This is a genomic window from Brucella pseudogrignonensis, assembly GCF_032190615.1.
GTDB classification, from domain to species: domain Bacteria; phylum Pseudomonadota; class Alphaproteobacteria; order Rhizobiales; family Rhizobiaceae; genus Brucella; species Brucella pseudogrignonensis_B.
In genome coordinates, this window is record NZ_JAVLAT010000002.1 from 828,240 (window position 1) to 846,421 (window position 18,182).

Below are 18,182 nucleotides of genomic sequence, written 5' to 3' on the forward strand. Positions count from 1 at the left end.
AAGGAGCGGATACAATGACAAAGCTGAAGCAGGTAATTCTCGGAGCACAGTTTCCCGGCGTCAACAACTTCACCGTATGGAGCGATCCGGCAGCCGGGAGCCAGATCGAGTTTTCATCTTTCAGGCATTTTGCCGAAACAATTGAACGTGGAAAGTTTGATTTTATCTTTCTGGCGGAAGGCCTGCGGGTGCGCGAGCAAAAAGGAAAGTTGCACGAACTCGATGTCGCAGGCCGTCCGAATACGCTGGCCATTCTCACCGCATTGTCTTCTATCACTGAGCGTGTCGGACTCATCGGCACGCTGACAACTACATTCAACGAGCCTTATGCACTCGCTCGTCAGCTCGCGACATTTGATATTCTCTCAGGTGGTCGCGCGGGCTGGAATGTGGTGACTTCGCCCGGCGCATTTACCGGGGCGAATTTTAGGCGAGGTGATCATTTGCCGTTCAAGGAACGCTATGAACGTGCCCGCGAGTTTTTGGATGCAGCGCGGAAAATCTGGGCCGGTGGTGACTTTGTTTTCAAGGGCAAGCATTTTGACATTGCTGGTCATTCAAATCTGGCACCCTTGCCGCAAGGGGCACCAGTTATTGCGCAGGCTGGCGACTCGCAGGAAGGACGGGAGTTGGCCGCCAGTCATGCTGATGTCATTTATTCGCGCCATGGCACACTTGAAGCCGGTCAACAGTTCTATCGCGATGTGAAGCAGCGCCTTGCACATTATGGACGCAGCCCGGATTCACTCAAAATTTTGCCGGGAGCCAATTTTGTTTTGGGTGATACGCAAGAGGATGCGCAGTACAAGCTGCGCCAAATCCGTCTTCAGCAGGTCAGCCCGAAATCTGCAATTACGTTTCTGGAGCAAGTCTGGAACCGTGATCTTTCCAGCTATGACCCGGACGGCCCTCTGCCGGAACTTGAGCCGGACGTTGAGCATGAACAATTGGCTTTGGGGCGTGCCAACCGTTTTGATGATCGCATCAATACGGCACGTACATGGCGTGAACTTGCTGAACGCGATAAGCTCAGTATCCGCGACTTGATTATAAAGGTGACAGCGCGACAGGAATTTGTTGGTACGCCGGAAACTATTGCAGACGAAATCAATACCTATGTTCAGGCGGATGCGGCCGACGGATTTGTGTTTGCACCACATCTCACGCCGGGCGGCTTTGATGAATTCGTCGAAAAGGTCATCCCTGTTTTGCAGGAAAAGGGCGTATACCGTGAAGACTATTCTACGCACACATTAAAAGGCAATCTGGGCCTATCAGATTGATATTATTAGAAATATAATCGGGCGGCGCGTCCTTGTGCCGTTTGATGTTTCTTTTCTCGCAGCGCACTGATTTTAATTTTCTACAAAATCAATCGAATATAGAACCCCCATTCTCGGTGGATCGAAATGGGGCTGCTACCGTAGTGTGAAATGAATTATCTGGAGTAATAGACACTCATGGCTTCGATAGTAACATATCTGCGCGAACCGCTTCCTCAGCTTGTTGAAGAAGTATCGGATGTTGGGGTTGCTCCTGCTGAGATTAAAGCTGCAATGCGTCATCTTGCTGGGGGAGTGAGTGTTGTCACCGCAGGATTTGAAGAAGGCCGAACTGGCGCAACAGTAACATCAGCGACAGCTTTGTCGGTCGAGCCAGCCACGATCATCGTGAACATTAATGTGGGTTCTTCGGTTTGGCCGGTGATCAATCGTCATAACCATTTCTGCGTCAATATCTTGTCCGCTCACCAGCAGGCGGTTGCTGATCGCTTCGCTGGCAGGGGGGGCGTTAAGGGCGCTGATCGCTATGAACATGCTCAATGGTACCGGCTTGAAAGCGGTGCGTTAGCTCTCCACGGCGCATTGGCATCAATTGACTGTGCTGTTGAAGATGTCATGGAGCGCCATACCCATGCGATCATCATTGGCCGTGCACTTAAAATCGTCACGGGCGAGGGCGAGCCGCTGCTTTATCACAGCGGTGCTTATAAATTTTTAAGTGTATGAAACACGGATTAACTGAAGAAGAAGCTTTTAATACTGAGGCTCGAGATTCATGCACTTAGCCCTGTAGCGCATCCCGAAAAGCTATCAGCTATCGTTCCCGTCTATGATCTCTCTTTAAAAAGCACGCTCTGATCGAAAAGATAACGGTGAGAAAGCGGCAGACTTGCCGCGCCCATCGTCTTTCCATGAATGCCGACTCTGCCTTCCAGAATTTCGGGCGCCGAAAGCCCTTGCAGGTCGATGCGTTTAAGCTCCAATTTCGTTGCTTCGACGATTCTGAGCCGAACATTTTGCGGCAGCCAACCATCAATAATCGCAGCAGGAAAATCAATCACCGATGCGGCGGCAACGACTGCATGGGCTAGTCCGCGTGCGGCCAGCGCAATCCATTCGTCTAACACATCGCCGAAATCCGGCCAGCTTTCCGGCGAAAGCCACAGCTCGTCGGACGAGATATCATGTTCATGCAACATTCGTTCAAGAACGAAAAGCGATGCTGTATCAATAAGCTGGATTGCTTCACGTTTATCGTCTGCTTCACGCATCCGCATCGGCATGGAACCCAGAGCGCCAGCATTCCCGGTTCTTCCTGGATACAGTGTGTTGTTCAACACAACGCCGCCGCCGATGAATGATCCGATTGAGAAATAAACGAAATCCGTAAATTCAGGGCCGCGTCCGAAAGTCAGTTCTGCACCACAGGCGGCTGTGCCATCGTTTTGCAAAAAGACAGGAAAAGGCAGAGATGAACCGAAATCATGGATCAGATCGGCATCTAGCCAGGCGTTCATATCAGCAACGGGTGCGCCCACTTCTTCAACCCAATTCCAAAGTTCAAACGGGAGAGCAATCCCAAGGCCCGCAATCCGATCGCGTTTGTCAGCATCAAGCGCGGCAGTAAATTCAGCGATGCTATCGAAAGCAAAGGTCCGGATTATATCAGGAACAGGCCATGCATAGGTGATGTGGCGGCGCTTGCGTATTTGGCCCAGAAAATCCATTAGGATTATTTCAGCGCTCCGGCGGCCTATCTTAAGGCCGAACGAGAAGACGCCATCTGCGGCAAGTCGCATAGGCATGGAAGGCTGTCCGACACGCCCACGTACACGTTCGCCTTGCGTGATAAGGCCGTCCTTCTCCAATTCGCGAATAATCACTGAAATTGTTTGCGCCGAAAGGCCTGTTTTCCGTGCTATATCGACACGCGCCATTGCACCGTGTCGGCGCACCAAAGCAAGCACAAGACGCTCGTTATAAGCGCGGACACCGATCTGATTGGACCCGCGATTGATGTTGACGCCTGTTTGCGCAAATTCCGGCAAAGCTGGCCCTGCGGCGGCGAGATCGCCGTGTTGCTCAGAACCACGTTCTGAAGTGTGCCTGACCATATCCTCTCCCAGAATCCTGCAAATTTATTGAACCTGCCTATCCCAAACTTCGGTGTCGAGAAAGCCTAAACTTAAAGAACATATTAATCAAAACAGAGGGTTAGAGGCCTTTCTCACCCCCAATGCTGACGAGGGTTTTCTATTTCTCAATCAAGAGAGTGACACAGCAAATTAATAAATCAAGTGGATTTATTAATTGACTCTGCTATGAAGCCGTGTTTTGTTTTCATCACGCCGGGGGAAAGAGGAACCGGTTTCACTCTGGGAGGAGTTCATGAAGAAGACAGTTTTTTCGACAGCGATTGCTGCCTTGACACTCGGTGTTGCTGCTTCCGTTGCAGCCCCAGCCAGCGCGGCTGATGTCGGCGCATGCCTGATTACCAAGACTGATACCAATCCGTTCTTCGTCAAGATGAAGGAAGGTGCTATCGCGAAAGCGAAGGAGCTTGGGGTTAATCTCAAGACATATGCCGGCAAGATCGACGGCGATTCAGAAAGTCAGGTTGCCGCCATCGAAACCTGTATCGCAGATGGCACCAAGGGCATTCTGATTACCGCCTCAGATACAAAAGGTATTGTGCCAACACTGCAAAAAGCCCGCGAGGCCGGTGCGTTGATTATCGCTCTCGATACACCGCTGGAACCAGCTGATGCGGCTGATGCAACTTTCGCAACAGATAATTTCCTTGCGGGTGAGCTGGTCGGAAAATGGGCGGCTGCAACCCTCGGCGACAAGGCCAAGGATGCGCGTGTGGCCTTCCTTAATCTGACGGCAGCGCAACCAAGTGTTGATGTTTTGCGTGATCAGGGCTTTGATGTCGGTTTCGGTATTGATCCGAAAGACAGAACGAAGCTCGGCGATGAAGACGATCCGCGTATCGTGGGCCGTGATCTTACTGACGGGAATGAAGAAGGTGGCCGTCGTGCCATGGAAAACCTTCTGCAAAAAGATCCGACCATCAATGTCGTTCACACGATCAACGAGCCTGCTGCGGCTGGTGCCTATGAAGCTCTGAAGGCCTTGGGTCGTGAGAAGGACGTTCTGATCGTTTCGATTGATGGTGGTTGCCCTGGTGTTAAAAATGTCGAAGCTGGCGTGATCGGCGCGACATCGCAGCAATATCCGTTGCAAATGGCAGCGCTTGGCATCGAAGCCATTAAAAAATTCGCAGATACAGGCGAAAAGCCTAAGCCGACCGAAGGTAAAACCTTCGTCGACACGGGTGTGGCTCTTGTCACCGACAAGCCCGTCGAAGGTGTGGAGTCAATCGACACCAAGACGGCGCTGGGCAAGTGCTGGGGCTAAAAGCTGTGTGACAATCTGCATCCGGCAGCTTTTGCCGGATGCTCTTGCGCCATAAAGCAGGAGACAGACATGCGTGAGCCGCAGGCAACGACCACTGCCGTAAAATCATCAATGCAGGAATATGAAAAATCACTCTCGCAAAGTGCAAGCGATGTCGCCTCCTTCGATGCAGGCGATCATTCCGTGCTTTATCGCGTCAGACATTTTCTGCATCACAACCCGGCAGCGGTGCCATTGATTGTGCTCGTGATTTCGTTGCTGGTCTTCGGCATCACGCTGGGTGGCAAATTTTTTTCAGCATTTGCGTTGACACTCATTCTCCAGCAAGTCGCGATCACAGGCATTGTCGCCGCAGCGCAGACTCTGGTGATCCTGACCGCCGGTATCGATCTGTCGGTCGGCGCAATCATGGTTCTTTCTTCCGTTGTCATGGGACAGTTCACATTCCGCTACGGCTTGCCGGCGGAGCTTTCCATCCTGTGCGGTTTTGCGACCGGCGCGCTTTGTGGCTTCATCAACGGGTTTCTGATAGCCTATGTGCGTCTGCCACCCTTTATCGTTACGCTTGGCATGTGGCAGGTCATCCTTGCTACGAACTTCCTTTACTCCGCCAATGAAACCATTCGCGCACAGGAAATCACGGCAGAAGCTCCGATTTTGCAGTTCTTTGGCGAAAGCATTCGTATTGGCGGAGCTGTATTTACTTATGGCGTGATCGCTATGGTGCTTTTGGTCCTGTTCCTCTGGTTTGTGCTCAACCATACGGCATGGGGACGTCACGTCTATGCTATTGGTGATGATCCCGAAGCCGCAAAATTGTCGGGCGTTTCGGTGAAGCCTATCCTCATGTCAGTCTATATTCTGGCGGGGCTTATCTGTGCGCTTGCTGGCTGGGCTATGATTGGGCGCCTTGGCTCCGTATCACCGACGGCAGGGCAGTTTGCCAATATTGAATCCATTACAGCCGTCGTGATCGGTGGGATTTCGCTCTTTGGCGGGCGGGGTTCCATCCTTGGTACGATGTTTGGTGCATTGATTGTTGGTGTTTTCTCCTTGGGGCTACGTCTGTGGGGCACAGACCCACAATGGACCTACCTCCTGATTGGTGTTCTTATTATTGCCGCCGTTGCCATTGACCAGTGGATCAGAAAGGCTGCAGCATGAAAACCTCACCCACGCCTGTTCTCTCTGCTAAAGGTCTCGTCAAGCGCTATGGACGTGTTACGGCGCTCGACCGTGCCGATTTCGACCTCTATCCGGGGGAGATTCTTGCCGTCATTGGTGATAATGGCGCGGGCAAGTCGTCGCTGATCAAGGCGCTTTCGGGAGCCATTCGCCCTGACGAGGGTGAAATCCTGCTTGATGGCAAGCCAGTCAGCTTCAATTCTCCCATGGAAGCGCGTCATGCAGGCATTGAGACGGTTTATCAGAACCTCGCTCTTTCACCTGCGTTATCCATAGCAGACAACCTGTTTCTTGGGCGCGAAATTCGCCGCAAGGGTCCGCTTGGTTCATTACTCAGGATGCTTGATCGCGGGGCGATGGAAAAGATTGCGCGCGAAAAGCTCTCCGAACTCGGCCTGATGACGATTCAAAACATCAGCCAGGCGGTGGAGACCCTGTCTGGCGGTCAGCGGCAGGGCGTTGCCGTTGCTCGCGCTGCAGCCTTCGGCTCGAAAGTTGTCATCATGGACGAGCCGACCGCCGCACTTGGCGTGAAGGAATCACGCCGTGTGCTTGAGCTTATTCAGGATGTGAAAGCACGTGGAATGCCGATTGTGCTGATTTCGCACAACATGCCGCATGTATTTGAAGTGGCTGATCGCATCCATATTCATCGCCTTGGTCGCCGTCTGACGGTGGTCGATCCGAAGCAATATTCCATGTCGGACGCTGTTGCACTGATGACAGGCGCGATGGCACCGCCGGCAGAAGCGGCCTGATCGCTTTTGATGGCCATCATCCTTATGTCCAAAAAGACCTTGCGAGCGAACCCCAACTTGTGAAATGAGTTGAGAAATCAAAAGGAAAAGGTTTCCTCCGGCCAATCTTTCAAAAAGATGATGCACCGGATTTCACCACGGGCAAAGGCGGTCAATGAGCGAGAGTTTTGCATCAGTCGATGACGAGCAGGAGCGCGCGCGCGTAGCTTGGCTCTATTTCATTGGTGGCCAGACCCAACAGGAAATCGCGCAACGGCTCAATATAACGCGACTAAAGGTCAACAAGATCATTGGTCAGGTCCGCGAATCGGGACAGATACAGGTCAATGTCAGCCTTCCGCTTGTCGATTGCATCGTCTTGGCGGAAAAGGTCGCAGCCCGCTACGGCCTTGCCGATGTCGTAGTTGTACCAGACCTTGATGACTATCTTGAGCAGAAACGCGTGATCGGTGAAGCTGCAGGAACCATGGCAAGCGAACTGATTGCAGGACGCGATATGGGGATAGGGATCGCTTCAGGCCGCACTTTGAGCTTTGCAGTCAGGAGTCTGCGTTCGCGTCCCAAGCCGGAAAGCTGGGTCGTCAGTCTGACGGGCGGCGTGACCAGCGGCTCCTCAACCAATACGTTTGAAGTTGCGACCGATTTTGCCCGCACGCTAGGTGTTGAGTGCCACTATCTGACTGCTCCGATCTATTGTGCCAACCGCGAAAGCCGCGAGGCCATACTCCTGAGCGATGAATTGACAGACGTGCTTGCCCGCACCGAAATTGCCGATATCGGCCTTGTCTCATGTGGCGCACTGACATCGGAAACGTCGCTCACCCATATCCGGGTGGTAAAAGACAATCTTGATGCAGTGCTGAAGCTCGGAGCCGTTGGAGAGTTTCTGGGATATTTTCTTGATGCTCAAGGTCAACCGATTGGCCATTTCCTCAATGATTCAATCATTGCCTTGCCACCGGACAAGCTCAAACTCAAACCGGCATCGGTTCTGGTTTCAGGTGGGCTGAGCAAAATCCCAATTATCCGGGCCATTCTGCGCGGTGGTTATGTCAATCGTCTCGTCACGAATGAAGGTGTTGCGCATGCACTGTTGCAGGGGCCGCGTTAAACACGGCCCCTGTTCTAATTGATTAAGCCTTTGCTTGAAGCGCTTCTGCCATGGCGCGCAATGTTACGAATGTAGACGCTGCACCCGGATCGATATGGCCGATCGAGCGTTCACCAAGCTTGGCGGAACGGCCACGACGCGATTCCATTGCAGCCGTCGCCTTCATTCCCGCCTCTGCGCCATTGCGTGCCGCAATCAGCACGTCGAGCGTGGATTTTCCTGCTTTCGCGGCTTGATTGGCAGCTTCGACCGCTGGAACCCATGCGTCAATCATCGTCTTGTCGCCCGGTGCAGCGCGGCCGCGATCCTGGATACCCTGCGATGCCGCAGCTAACCATTCGGCAATGCCATTGCCATCAAGATTCAGACGATTGCTGACAGCCGTACCCGCACGCAGGAACGCGGTTGCATAAAGCGGACCTGACGAAGCGCCAACCGCATCCAGAAACGCCTTGGCCATGCGCTTGCAGATAGCTTCAATGGTTTCATCGCCCTGTTCGTCTTCAAGCGCATGTTGCACGGCCTTCCAGCCGATTTCCATGGTAATGCCATGATCACCATCACCGATCACGCCGTCGAGCTCCGAAAGCCAGTTCTTCTCGGCAATGATCTGATTGCCGACATTCATCATCATCGCTTTGAACAGCGCAGGCGTTACATCACCATCGGTGAGGAGCTTGCGCGGCGCGTCCGATGCTGCTTCCTTATGTTCAACAGCGCGTGCTACCTTGCGGCTTGAAGCCGGTTCACGATCCGCTGACTGCACAGCACCAACCGTTAAGGCTGGGGTATGGCATGGATGATCGAGCAGCGCTTGCAACGTCGCATCGAGCTTCATCAGCGTGACCGACGCACCAGCCATTTCAAGCGATGTTGCATATTCGCCCACCCACGAAGCATGGATCTGAATTTCCCTGCCATCCAGAATCTGCTTTACGCGGCGGAAGATCAGATAAAGCTCGATATGGGTTGTTGCACCCAGTCCATTGACCAGAACCGCTACGCGATCTCCAGCCTTGAGCGCGAGCTCTTCCAGCACCGAAGCCATCAATTCGTCGGTGACTTCATCCGCAGGTGCAAGCTTCTGGCGACGGATGCCGGGCTCGCCATGCAATCCCATCCCGATTTCCATTTCATCGTCGCCGATGGAAAAATTCGGCTTGCCGGTCTGCGGCAGCGAGCAGGGGCTTAAAGCCACGCCCATCGAACGGGTCGCTTCATTGGCAGCCTGAGCAAGCGCTTCAACGCGCGGCAGCGATTCACCGAGATCAGCGGCAGCACCGGCCACCTTGAATACAAAGAAATCACCGGCAATGCCGCGACGCTCCGACTTGCGATCAAGCGGCGCTGAGGCCACATCGTCGGCCACTGCGACGTGACGCACATCCATGCCATCCTGTGCGAGTTCTTCCGCAGCCATGGTGAAGTTGAGAACATCGCCGGTGTAGTTGCCATAGAGCATCAAAACGCCAGCGCCACCATCGGCAGCGCGTGCCGCTTCCGCAATATGTGCAGGTGATGGAGATGCAAACACGTTGCCAACGGCTGCTGCATCTGCAAGGCCGCGTCCGACATAGCCTGCAAAAGCTGGCTCGTGTCCTGAGCCACCACCCACAACGATGCCGACCTTGCCTTCACGCGGGCCATCGACCGCCACAACCGCACGACCGGTTTCGCCCTCAACGCGCAGAATATCAGGATGCGCACCAACCATGCCTTCGATCATTTCTGCAATGATGTTTTCAGGCGCGTTGATCAGCTTCTTCGTTTTGACTTCTTCATTCATGTCTTTAGCTTTCTAAAACTCGTCGCGTGTTCAGCTCAGTGGGCATCCCGGCGCAGATAGCGACGCGATATGGCATCGAAAGAGATGGCCAGCACGACGATTGCACCCGAAACAATGCCCTGCCAGTAAGGGGAGACACCGAACAGAACGATAATGTTTTCAATAATAGCGATGATACCTGCACCGAATATCGCACCAATCGGGCTGCCGATACCACCCGTTGTGGCAACGCCGCCGATGACAGATGCTGCAATCGGAGCCAGAACCCAGCTATCACCAATCGACGGCTGTGCAGTTCCGAGACGCGCCACCATCAACACACCAGCCAGACCTGCAATGGCGCCAGCAGCGCCGAACACCATCAGACGCACACGATCCACGCGAATGCCCAGCATGCGGGCACCGTCACGATTGTTGCCGATCGCATACATGTAACGTCCAAACGGAGTTTTCAGCATTACGAATGTCGCGATCAACAGGGCCACAAACATGATGATGAATGGCACCGGCACGCCGAACAAATCTCCACGGCCAAGATATTGCACATCCCGCGGAATACCTGTGATGGCAACACCGCGCGTCAGCACCAGATTGGCTCCGCCGAAAATGCCCGCTGTACCAATGGTGAGCACTAGTGAATGCAGGCGGAGGAAGGTGACGAGGAAACCGTTAAATAAACCAAGGCAAAGGCCAAGCAGAATGGCCAGCAACATTGCCGAATAAGGCTCAAAACCCATGCGGACCATCAAGATTCCGGAGACCACGCCGCAAAGCCCACCGATCACGCCAAGCGACAGATCGAGCTCGCCCAGCACCATCAACATCGACTGTGCAATGGTGATGAGGCCGACAAAGGCGAGGCCGCGTGCAACAACCGACAGATTATAGGGCGTCAGGAAGTAAGGCGACATGATGGCCGAAAGGCCAAAGATCACCAGAAGGGCCACAAAGACACCGGCCAGCGGCGTGCGGATGAGATTGGAAAGGGGATTAGTTTGCATCGGCTTTTACCTCTGTTCCAAAGATCGCGCCCACGAGTGTTTCATTGTTGGTATCGGTGGTGGAGAACTCACCGGTGATATGGCCGTTATGCATGGTGATGATACGGCTTGCGCATTTCTGCAATTCGTTGAGTTCCGAGGAGACGAGGATGACACCGACGCCTTCTTCGGCGAGATTCTTCATGATGCGATAAATCTCGGATTTGGTGCGGATATCGATGCCCTTCGTCGGCTCATCAAAGATCAGCACGCGTGGGCGCGTCGCCATGGCGCGACCGATAATCGCTTTCTGCTGATTGCCACCCGAGAGCTGGGAGATGCGCTTGCCCATGCCAGACGTTCGGATCCCGTAATCATCGATAATCGTCTGCACGATGTTGCGTTCACGGGCGTCGGAAATGCCGAACCTGCCGCTGGTCAGCTCCAGGATCGAAATGCCGATATTTTCGCGCAACGACAGAAGCGGCAGAATGCCGTGATGCTTGCGCTCTTCTGAAAGATAGAGCATGCCGCCGGAAACCGAGCGCGAGGTATCATTGAGTGTCCAGCTTTCGCCCTCGATCTTCACAGTGCCCGCTTTGGCGTTCAAAAAGCCGAAGATCGTCTGCATCACTTCGGAGCGTCCAGCGCCCACCAGTCCGGCAAAGCCCAAAATCTCGCCTTTGCGCAGATCAAAACTGATGTCTTCAAAGCGCGAACCGGACAGCCCGCGCACTTCCATGATGGTTTCAGTGGTCGGTTTTGACGGGCGGAAATGTTCATCAAAGGAAAGATCGCGGCCAGACATGGCGCGGATCAGATCGGCTTCGGTGATGTCCTTGATCTGACCGCTTTCAATCTTCGTGCCATTGCGCAGAACGGTATAATCATCGCCAATCTGGAAGACTTCTTCCATCTTATGACTGATGAAAACAATTGCATGGTCGCGATCAAGCAGGCCGCGAATGACTTTGAAGACACGCTCGACTTCAACACGCGTCAGCGACGAGGTTGGCTCATCAAGGATCAGCACCTTCATCTGCGCATTGGTGCAGGCGCGTGCAATCTGCAAGAGCTGCTGATCGGATACGGAAATATTGGCAACCAAATCATCCGGCTGCGCTTCAATGCCGAAACGGTCGAGATAGGATTTTGCCTCTTCCAGCAAAGCCTTGCGGTTGACGGTAAAGCCGCCATGGCCAGTTCTGTTGAACGGCATGAATAGATTTTCCGCAACGCTCATCTGCGGGAACAAGGTCAGTTCCTGCGGGACATAGGCGACGTTTTTATAGAGTGCAGGATCCGCCACCGGATCGCGCCCATCGATCAGCACCTGACCGCGCGAAGCGCTGTCGGTTCCGGTCAGAATTTTAACGAGGGTTGATTTGCCAGCACCGTTTTCACCAGCAAGAATATGTGTGCGACCCAGCTCGATTTTCAGGTCAACACCATCCAGCGCGGTTACGCCCGGAAAGTCCCGGCCTAATCCGCTTGTTTCAAGATAAGCCATGATGGACACCTTGGAAAACTATCGCTGCGTTTCCGACAAGCTGCCGGTCATAGCCGATAGAACAGGAAAAAAGGGAGCACGGGAGAGCCCGTGCTCCAGCAACGAGATCGGAACGGATCAGTTGCCTACGTTTTCCTTGGTAAGGAAAGCATTGCCGGTGTCGATATAGCCAGGAACCGGAGCGCCGGTTGCCTGTGCCCAGAGCGTCATAACCGACCAGTAGCCCTGCAATTCAGGCTGTGATGCGGACGAGCTGTCAGCCACGCCATTGCGGATCATGTCGAGCATTTCCGGCAGATTGTCGAGACCGACCAGCGTAACCTTGCCTTGCTTGCCAGCTTCAACGATAGCCTGACCAATGCCGATCGGACCAGCCGCATCCGAAGCAACCCAGCCCTTCAGGTTTGGATTGGCCTGCATGATGGCCGCTGCCTGCTGCTGCGCGATTTCGATGCTGTCGTTGTCGATGCCTTCAGCAACAACCTTGATGCCCGGATGCTCTTTGAAAACTTCGCGATGGCACTCAGCGCGGATCGAATGGTTTGGTGCAGTTGGCACGCCCATCATGATTGCGACTTCGCCTTCGCCGCCGAGCACTTCAACCAGACGACGGGCAGCGATCTTGGCCTGCTCACAGAAGTCCGAACCGATATGGGTGATGCTCATGCCTTCTGGTGGCACCGAATCGAACAGGACCAGTGGAACCTTCTGGTTCTGTGCTTCTTCGAGCGATGCACGGTTTCCCGATGGATCGAGAAGATCCAGTGCGAGGCCATCTGGACGGGTGGCAAGTGCGCTGTCGATAATCTGGTTCTGCTGAACAACGTCTGCGCTCTGTGGTGCGGAGTAGACGATTTCAACATTGGCGCCGGTCTGCGCTTTCAAAGCGGCAGCGGCCTGCTGCGCACCTTCATTCACCTTGTCAAACCAGGGGTGAACGACTTTCGGCACGATGACAAAGCGGTAGCTGTCTTTTTTGATAGTACCTGGCGCATCCTGCGCCATGACCGAAACAGGCAACGAAAAGGCAGCAACAGCCGCCAGCAAAGCGAGCTTTTTCATAAATTCCTCCCTTGGAAATCAGACGAAACTTCCTCCCGCCTGACTATTAAAAGATCACCCGGGAAGGCTCCTCTGCCTACGGCCCGATAGCGAACTCTTGCCACTAATACATATGTATATTCAAAATTACAAGAGTAATATGTTCGCTCTGATGTGGAAAAGATGCGTGAACGATTGCTACTGTGCGTATTCCACAACAACTCAAGCCCCGCGCTTTCAGCACGAGGCTTGGATGATATTGAAATCCGCAGAGTAGGTTAGTTTTCACGCGCCATTGAGATTGCAGCAGCCAGCAAAAATACGGCGGCGCGCATTTGGTTGATTAATGCGTTCGGGTCGAGAGTATCCGGTTGCCGTCAAGCAAAATACAGAGCACTGGATTCAGGGTCGATTTCAATGCGATTGCGACCGCTGGCTTTTGCTTGATAAAGGCTTTTGTCAGCACTGCTAATCAGCTTTTGTAATGACAGAGGGTCGGCTGATCCGTGGCTAATGCCAGCGCTGACAGTCAATGGAATGTGCTTGTTTTCAAACATAAATACATTGGTTTTCATGGCCGTTTGCAGCTTTCGCGCCAGCTTCTCTGCTTCTTCAATGCTTTGTTTGGGCATGATAACCAGAAATTCCTCGCCGCCGACGCGGGCGATCAGGTTGAATTCGCGATATGTGTGACGGATGAGGTCTGCGCAGTGTTTGAGAGCTGCGTCTCCGGCCGCATGTCCGTATGTGTCATTCACAGATTTGAAATGATCAATATCCAGCATTACGACTGACGTCGTATGATCCAGTTTTCGACCCTGTATGGTTTCCATCAGCGCTTGAATACTCCAGCGGTTGTACAGACCCGTTAAAGGGTCGCGCATAGCAATCTCGCGCAAAACCGCAACCGTTCGTTCATACGCTAATGACAGCGAAAATGCGCCGCTTGCGCTGATGTGAATCGTGGCTGCAATCAAGTTGATCTCAAGGAATATGTCTGCGGGAAGCAGGCTTTCGATTTCAGGTGAAAGTATCCAGCCTTGTATGACACGTAGCAGAGAGGATAGGCCGATAACGACATAGGCCAAGATAAGTCCCAATTTGGAGGGTAGCTTTTCTTTCTCGTATATGAGGGCGATGATGATGGCCAATATCTGTGCCGCTATGGCCAAATTGATAAAGCCAAAAACCAAGCCTTGGCCCAAAGAGGCTGAAAATAACAGCGCTAAAATGATTGCTGCCGTTAGGCCGATGAACCAGACCGGCGATGATGGATGGCCAAAAAAGTTACGAATTGCTTGCCAGCGAAGACCTAAACCAATCACGAGCAACGCGTTGGGAATTAGCAACGCTTCTGCCGAACCGTTGATTTTTTTGCGAATTGGAAAAAAGCAATAGCAAATAAGAAATTAGAAAGAACGAGGTTAAACCAATAGCGTCGATCTCTATCGCCTAAGCTTGCAAGCAAAAAGGCTGCCGCAAAAACCAACAGCAAGAATGCATTCACTGTGAACATTGTTTGCTGGTCAAGGTTAAATAAGGCGCTCATTAACTCTTCACGGTCGAGATGGGTGTATGTTTATTGAAGCCTATAACCTGAATTACTTAAAAGCGATACATTTAAGAATAATACGCTTATCAAAAGCCTTTCAGAGGGCTTTCCCTGAACGGCTTTTGATTGTAGTTCAGCAATTGATCGATATTTCTAGACAGCTTGTAGAAATGCGCTTAGTGCCTCAAGTTCTGCGGGACGGATTTCATGGCCGCCGGGTGCAATCAGTGCATCCACATCTGCACCCTGTGCTTTGAACCATTCAATCAGGCTCTTTGAGAGCTTGAGTGGCGAAATTGGATCGACTTCGCCAACCGTGATCAGAATGCGTTTGCCGGAGAGAGCCGGCTGTGGCTCTGGCGTCCATGGGATCAGCGGATGCATGAGTGCCGCACGGTCAAACAGGCTTGGGTCGCGAAACAGCATGGATGCCAGAATATTGGCGCCATTTGAATAGCCGAGCGCATAGATTTCACGACCGGGATTCTGCTCGCGAACTTCGCTTATAAAGCCCAACATCTTTTCCGTGCGCAGGTGAAGGTCATCCATATCATAGACACCTTCACCCGTGCGGCGAAAGAAACGATTGGCACCGAATTCCGATACATCGCCGCGCGGGGCGACAATGCCTGCATCGGGCAGCATCTGGTCGATCAGGCCGGTAAATTGGTGTTCATTGCCGCCTGTGCCGTGAAACGCGATAACAACTGGCGAACCGGCAACGCCTTCGCGCACAAAGCTGATATATTCATTTTTTGTCATGATAATCCTCCAAAGGAGGGAGCCTCCGGCAAAGCCGGAGGCATCCAGTTATTTATCTGTCAAAGGTTCGAGATTGGCTTCGATGCGATCACGATAAGCTTCATAACGGCTTGGCAGTTTGAGTGCTTCGCCCAGATGCGCTGTGTCTTCATCGCGGTCAAAGCCGGGTTCGTTGGTTGCGACTTCAAACAACACGCCCCCCGGTGTGCGGAAATAGATCGCCCAGAAATAATCACGGTCAATCACAGGTGTTACGTGGTAACCCGTGTCCATCAGTGCCTTGCGTACTTCAAGCTGTGCAGCGCGATCCGGCACCGCAAAGGCGATGTGGTGTACGGAGCCTGCACCCTGACGTGCAGCCTGAGCGGAAGGCAGAGCTTCAAGGTCGATCGTATCGGCACCATTGCCATTTGGCATGATGAAGCGGCTGACATTGCCTTCGGTTTCAGCGCGTTCATAACCCATGAACTTGAGCAGTTCGGCACTGGCATCAATGTCGTGAAGCCGCATACGCGCGCCGCTGAAGCCACGAATAGCGACATCTTCGGATACACCCGCACTCATCCAAGGTGCACGCTTGTCGTCTTCGATCTCGACGAGTGCAAAGCCATCGCCATCCGGACCGTGAAAACGCAGGCGTTCGGAACCAAACACAAGGTCAGCTTCAAGGCCGGTTACGCCTTTAGCAACAAGGCGGTCTTTCCAGAAGCCGAGTGAACCCTTTGGCACGGAGAATTCCGTTTCACCAACTTCACCAACACCCCGGCGACCGCGAACGATGTTTGGGAAAGGGAAGTAGGTCATGACCGAGCCGGGGGTGCCGACTTCATCGCCATAATAAAGGTGGTAAACACTTGGCTCGTCGAAATTGACGGTCTTTTTTACACGACGCAGGCCGAGTGTGTCGGTAAAGAAGCTATTGTTCTGGCGCGCATCAGCGGCCATCGAAGTGACGTGGTGAAGGCCCTTAATCTGGTTCAGCATGATATTTGCCTTTCTGCGGCATTGCCGCTTTGCAATCTTGTTGAGCCGAATTTAAGAGACTTGATAGTTGATAACAATTGTCTCAATAATTGCTAATCTATTACGCAGAGTGCAATAATAAAATGAATGAACTGAAAGCCCTGAAAACCTTTCTTCTGGCGGCAGAGAAGCGAAATTTTGCCCAAGTGGCGCGGGAGTTGGACATGACACCAGCCTCCGTTACCCGCACAATTGCGGCACTGGAGGAAGATCTGGGTGTGCAGCTTTTTGTCCGCACGACGCGGCAGGTTTCATTGACAAGTGATGGTGCAGTCTTCGCTGCGCGTATTGAACCGGCAGTGGAAGCGCTGGAGGCTGCGCGGCATGACCTCATGAATGTTCATAAGGCAGATCAGGGGCGCTTGCGCATCAATGCGCCGATGTCGCTCGGCCAGCAGGTGCTGCCGCAAATTCTTTCGGCGTTTCGGGAACTGTATCCAAAGATTGAGGTGGAGTTGTCGCTGACGGATCAGATGCTCGATATTGTCGAGCAGGATTTCGATCTGGCGATCCGCATCTCCGGTGCACCGTCGGATAAATTCACCATCTGGCGTAAGATTATTGAGATCAAGCGTATTCTGGTCGCGGCGCCCGGTACGCCATATGTTGATGTGGAACATCCGAGTGAACTGAACTCGGATGGATGTCTGGGCTATAGTCCAGAAAGCCGCCGTGAAAACTGGACCTTGTCGGATGGAAGTGCAACCTTCAATATTTCTGCTGGGCGCATGATCAGTGCTAATAATGGTGAAGTGCTCGCCAATATGGCAGCTGGCGGAGCAGGCGTTGCGATGCTGCCGACCTTTATTGTGGCGGAACATCTGCGTACGGGTCGGCTTGTTCATATCTTGCCGCAATGGTCGCCCCCGCAGCTTTGGCTGACGCTGTATTATCCACCGTTCCAGAAATTGCCGCCACGTATTGCGACATTCTCTGATTTCTTTGAGCGTGAAATCAAGGCGATTGTTACCCGGATGGTTTGATAGTTGGCTTAAGCCCGCGGAATAATTCATCGAATTATGGTCAAAATGGTGGGCGGCTGTTGAGCATCTCCTGTGCTTATTGCGCATGCATAAATACAATTTATTGACAAAATGGCGATAAGCTGATGACATAAAGTGAATAAAATAAAAGGGGCGTTAAATGGTGCACGATACAGAACCGCAAAGCGGTGCGGATGCATTGTTGGAAATACGAGAGTCGGCCTTTGATGAGGTGTCTCTTCCAAAGCACCTTCGTTCTGTTGCATCACTTGGCCCGATTGTTTCCTCGTCTCACCTTGCCGAAGGTGGCTCGCCGGGCATGTCAGAAGTTGAGTATGGGCTCATTCTGGCTTCCCATGCATTCTCGCGCTGGATGGTTCGCTGCATGGCCGCAGCCGGTTTGCCGGGCCTTTCTCCAATCGAAGTTCTTATCCTACATTCCATCCGGCATCGCGGACGCGAAAAGAAACTGGCTGATATCTGTCTGGTGCTTGATATTGAAGACACGCATATCGCGACATACGCCATCCGTAAGTTGGAAAAAGCCGGGCTTCTAACCACTGGTAAGGCATCCAAGGAAAAGACGGTCAAAATTACTGAAAAGGGAGCAGAGGCTTGCGCGCGTTATCGCGAGATTCGTGAGCGTCTACTTGTCGAATCGACCGCCAATGCCCGCCCTTCAGAAGAAACCCTTTCGGAAGTTGCCGCATTGCTGCGCTTCATGTCCGGTGCATTCAATCAGGCCACGCGGTCTGCCATAACACTATAAGAGAGTTACGAGTTTGAGC

The 18,182-nt window shown here is 52.9% G+C and carries 17 protein-coding genes; 8 read left to right on the forward strand and 9 right to left on the reverse strand.

Going from position 1 to position 18,182, the window contains the following annotated elements:
* Nucleotides 1-14: 14 nt before the first annotated feature.
* Nucleotides 15-1,283 (forward strand): LLM class flavin-dependent oxidoreductase, encoded by a 1,269-nt coding sequence (locus tag RI570_RS15215; protein WP_313829404.1) that lies wholly within the window; start codon nt 15-17, stop codon nt 1,281-1,283.
* A gap of 177 nt (nt 1,284-1,460) precedes the next feature.
* Nucleotides 1,461-2,009 (forward strand): flavin reductase family protein, encoded by a 549-nt coding sequence (locus RI570_RS15220; protein ID WP_313829406.1) that lies wholly within the window; start codon nt 1,461-1,463, stop codon nt 2,007-2,009.
* A 101-nt stretch (nt 2,010-2,110) separates the two neighbouring features.
* Here the strand turns inward: RI570_RS15220 and RI570_RS15225 are convergent, their stop codons facing one another.
* On the reverse strand, nt 2,111-3,397 hold the full coding sequence (locus tag RI570_RS15225) for an ROK family transcriptional regulator (RefSeq protein WP_313829407.1): 1,287 nt from the start codon (nt 3,395-3,397) through the stop codon (nt 2,111-2,113).
* Between the two features lie 274 nt (nt 3,398-3,671).
* Between RI570_RS15225 and RI570_RS15230 the strand changes: the two genes are divergently transcribed.
* The 4 genes from RI570_RS15230 (at nt 3,672) to RI570_RS15245 (ending at nt 7,757) form a co-directional block, all read left to right on the forward strand.
* The gene (locus RI570_RS15230; protein WP_313829408.1) at nt 3,672-4,703 is read left to right on the forward strand and encodes a sugar ABC transporter substrate-binding protein; all 1,032 of its coding nucleotides are present in this window, start codon (nt 3,672-3,674) and stop codon (nt 4,701-4,703) included.
* A 69-nt stretch (nt 4,704-4,772) separates the two neighbouring features.
* Entirely contained in the window at nt 4,773-5,867 is a 1,095-nt protein-coding gene (locus RI570_RS15235; protein ID WP_313829409.1) for an ABC transporter permease, read from the forward strand.
* The gene (locus RI570_RS15240) at nt 5,864-6,646 is read left to right on the forward strand and encodes an ATP-binding cassette domain-containing protein (protein WP_313829410.1); all 783 of its coding nucleotides are present in this window, start codon (nt 5,864-5,866) and stop codon (nt 6,644-6,646) included. Before RI570_RS15235 ends, RI570_RS15240 begins: the two co-directional genes overlap by 4 nt.
* A 154-nt stretch (nt 6,647-6,800) precedes the next feature.
* Nucleotides 6,801-7,757: a sugar-binding domain-containing protein gene (locus RI570_RS15245; protein ID WP_313829411.1), complete on the forward strand. Its 957-nt coding sequence runs from the start codon at nt 6,801-6,803 to the stop codon at nt 7,755-7,757.
* 22 nt (nt 7,758-7,779) lie between these two features.
* Here RI570_RS15245 and dhaL read toward each other — a convergent pair whose 3' ends face one another.
* The 8 genes from dhaL to RI570_RS15285 all read right to left on the reverse strand — a co-directional run bounded on the left by dhaL (nt 7,780) and on the right by RI570_RS15285 (nt 16,372).
* A complete protein-coding gene (gene dhaL / locus RI570_RS15250) occupies nt 7,780-9,543 on the reverse strand; it encodes a dihydroxyacetone kinase subunit DhaL (RefSeq protein ID WP_313829412.1) in 1,764 nt (587 codons plus the stop codon).
* A gap of 35 nt (nt 9,544-9,578) precedes the next feature.
* Nucleotides 9,579-10,544, reverse strand: coding sequence for an ABC transporter permease (locus RI570_RS15255; RefSeq protein WP_313829413.1), 966 nt, complete (start codon nt 10,542-10,544; stop codon nt 9,579-9,581).
* On the reverse strand, nt 10,534-12,033 hold the full coding sequence (locus RI570_RS15260; protein WP_313829414.1) for a sugar ABC transporter ATP-binding protein: 1,500 nt from the start codon (nt 12,031-12,033) through the stop codon (nt 10,534-10,536). The genes RI570_RS15255 and RI570_RS15260 overlap by 11 nt, the downstream gene beginning before the upstream one ends.
* A gap of 117 nt (nt 12,034-12,150) precedes the next feature.
* The gene (locus RI570_RS15265) at nt 12,151-13,095 is read right to left on the reverse strand and encodes a substrate-binding domain-containing protein (protein WP_313829415.1); all 945 of its coding nucleotides are present in this window, start codon (nt 13,093-13,095) and stop codon (nt 12,151-12,153) included.
* A 356-nt stretch (nt 13,096-13,451) separates the two neighbouring features.
* Nucleotides 13,452-14,399 (reverse strand): GGDEF domain-containing protein, encoded by a 948-nt coding sequence (locus tag RI570_RS15270; protein WP_313829416.1) that lies wholly within the window; start codon nt 14,397-14,399, stop codon nt 13,452-13,454.
* A gap of 17 nt (nt 14,400-14,416) precedes the next feature.
* Nucleotides 14,417-14,623, reverse strand: coding sequence for a hypothetical protein (locus RI570_RS15275; RefSeq protein WP_313829417.1), 207 nt, complete (start codon nt 14,621-14,623; stop codon nt 14,417-14,419).
* 156 nt (nt 14,624-14,779) lie between these two features.
* Nucleotides 14,780-15,388 (reverse strand): alpha/beta hydrolase, encoded by a 609-nt coding sequence (locus tag RI570_RS15280; RefSeq protein WP_313829418.1) that lies wholly within the window; start codon nt 15,386-15,388, stop codon nt 14,780-14,782.
* Nucleotides 15,389-15,436: 48 nt separating this feature from the next.
* The gene (locus RI570_RS15285) at nt 15,437-16,372 is read right to left on the reverse strand and encodes a VOC family protein (RefSeq protein ID WP_313829419.1); all 936 of its coding nucleotides are present in this window, start codon (nt 16,370-16,372) and stop codon (nt 15,437-15,439) included.
* Between the two features lie 122 nt (nt 16,373-16,494).
* Between RI570_RS15285 and RI570_RS15290 the strand changes: the two genes are divergently transcribed.
* A complete protein-coding gene (locus RI570_RS15290) occupies nt 16,495-17,394 on the forward strand; it encodes a LysR family transcriptional regulator (protein WP_313829420.1) in 900 nt (299 codons plus the stop codon).
* Nucleotides 17,395-17,554: 160 nt separating this feature from the next.
* A complete protein-coding gene (locus tag RI570_RS15295) occupies nt 17,555-18,163 on the forward strand; it encodes a winged helix DNA-binding protein (protein WP_313829421.1) in 609 nt (202 codons plus the stop codon).
* Nucleotides 18,164-18,182 lie beyond the last annotated feature (19 nt).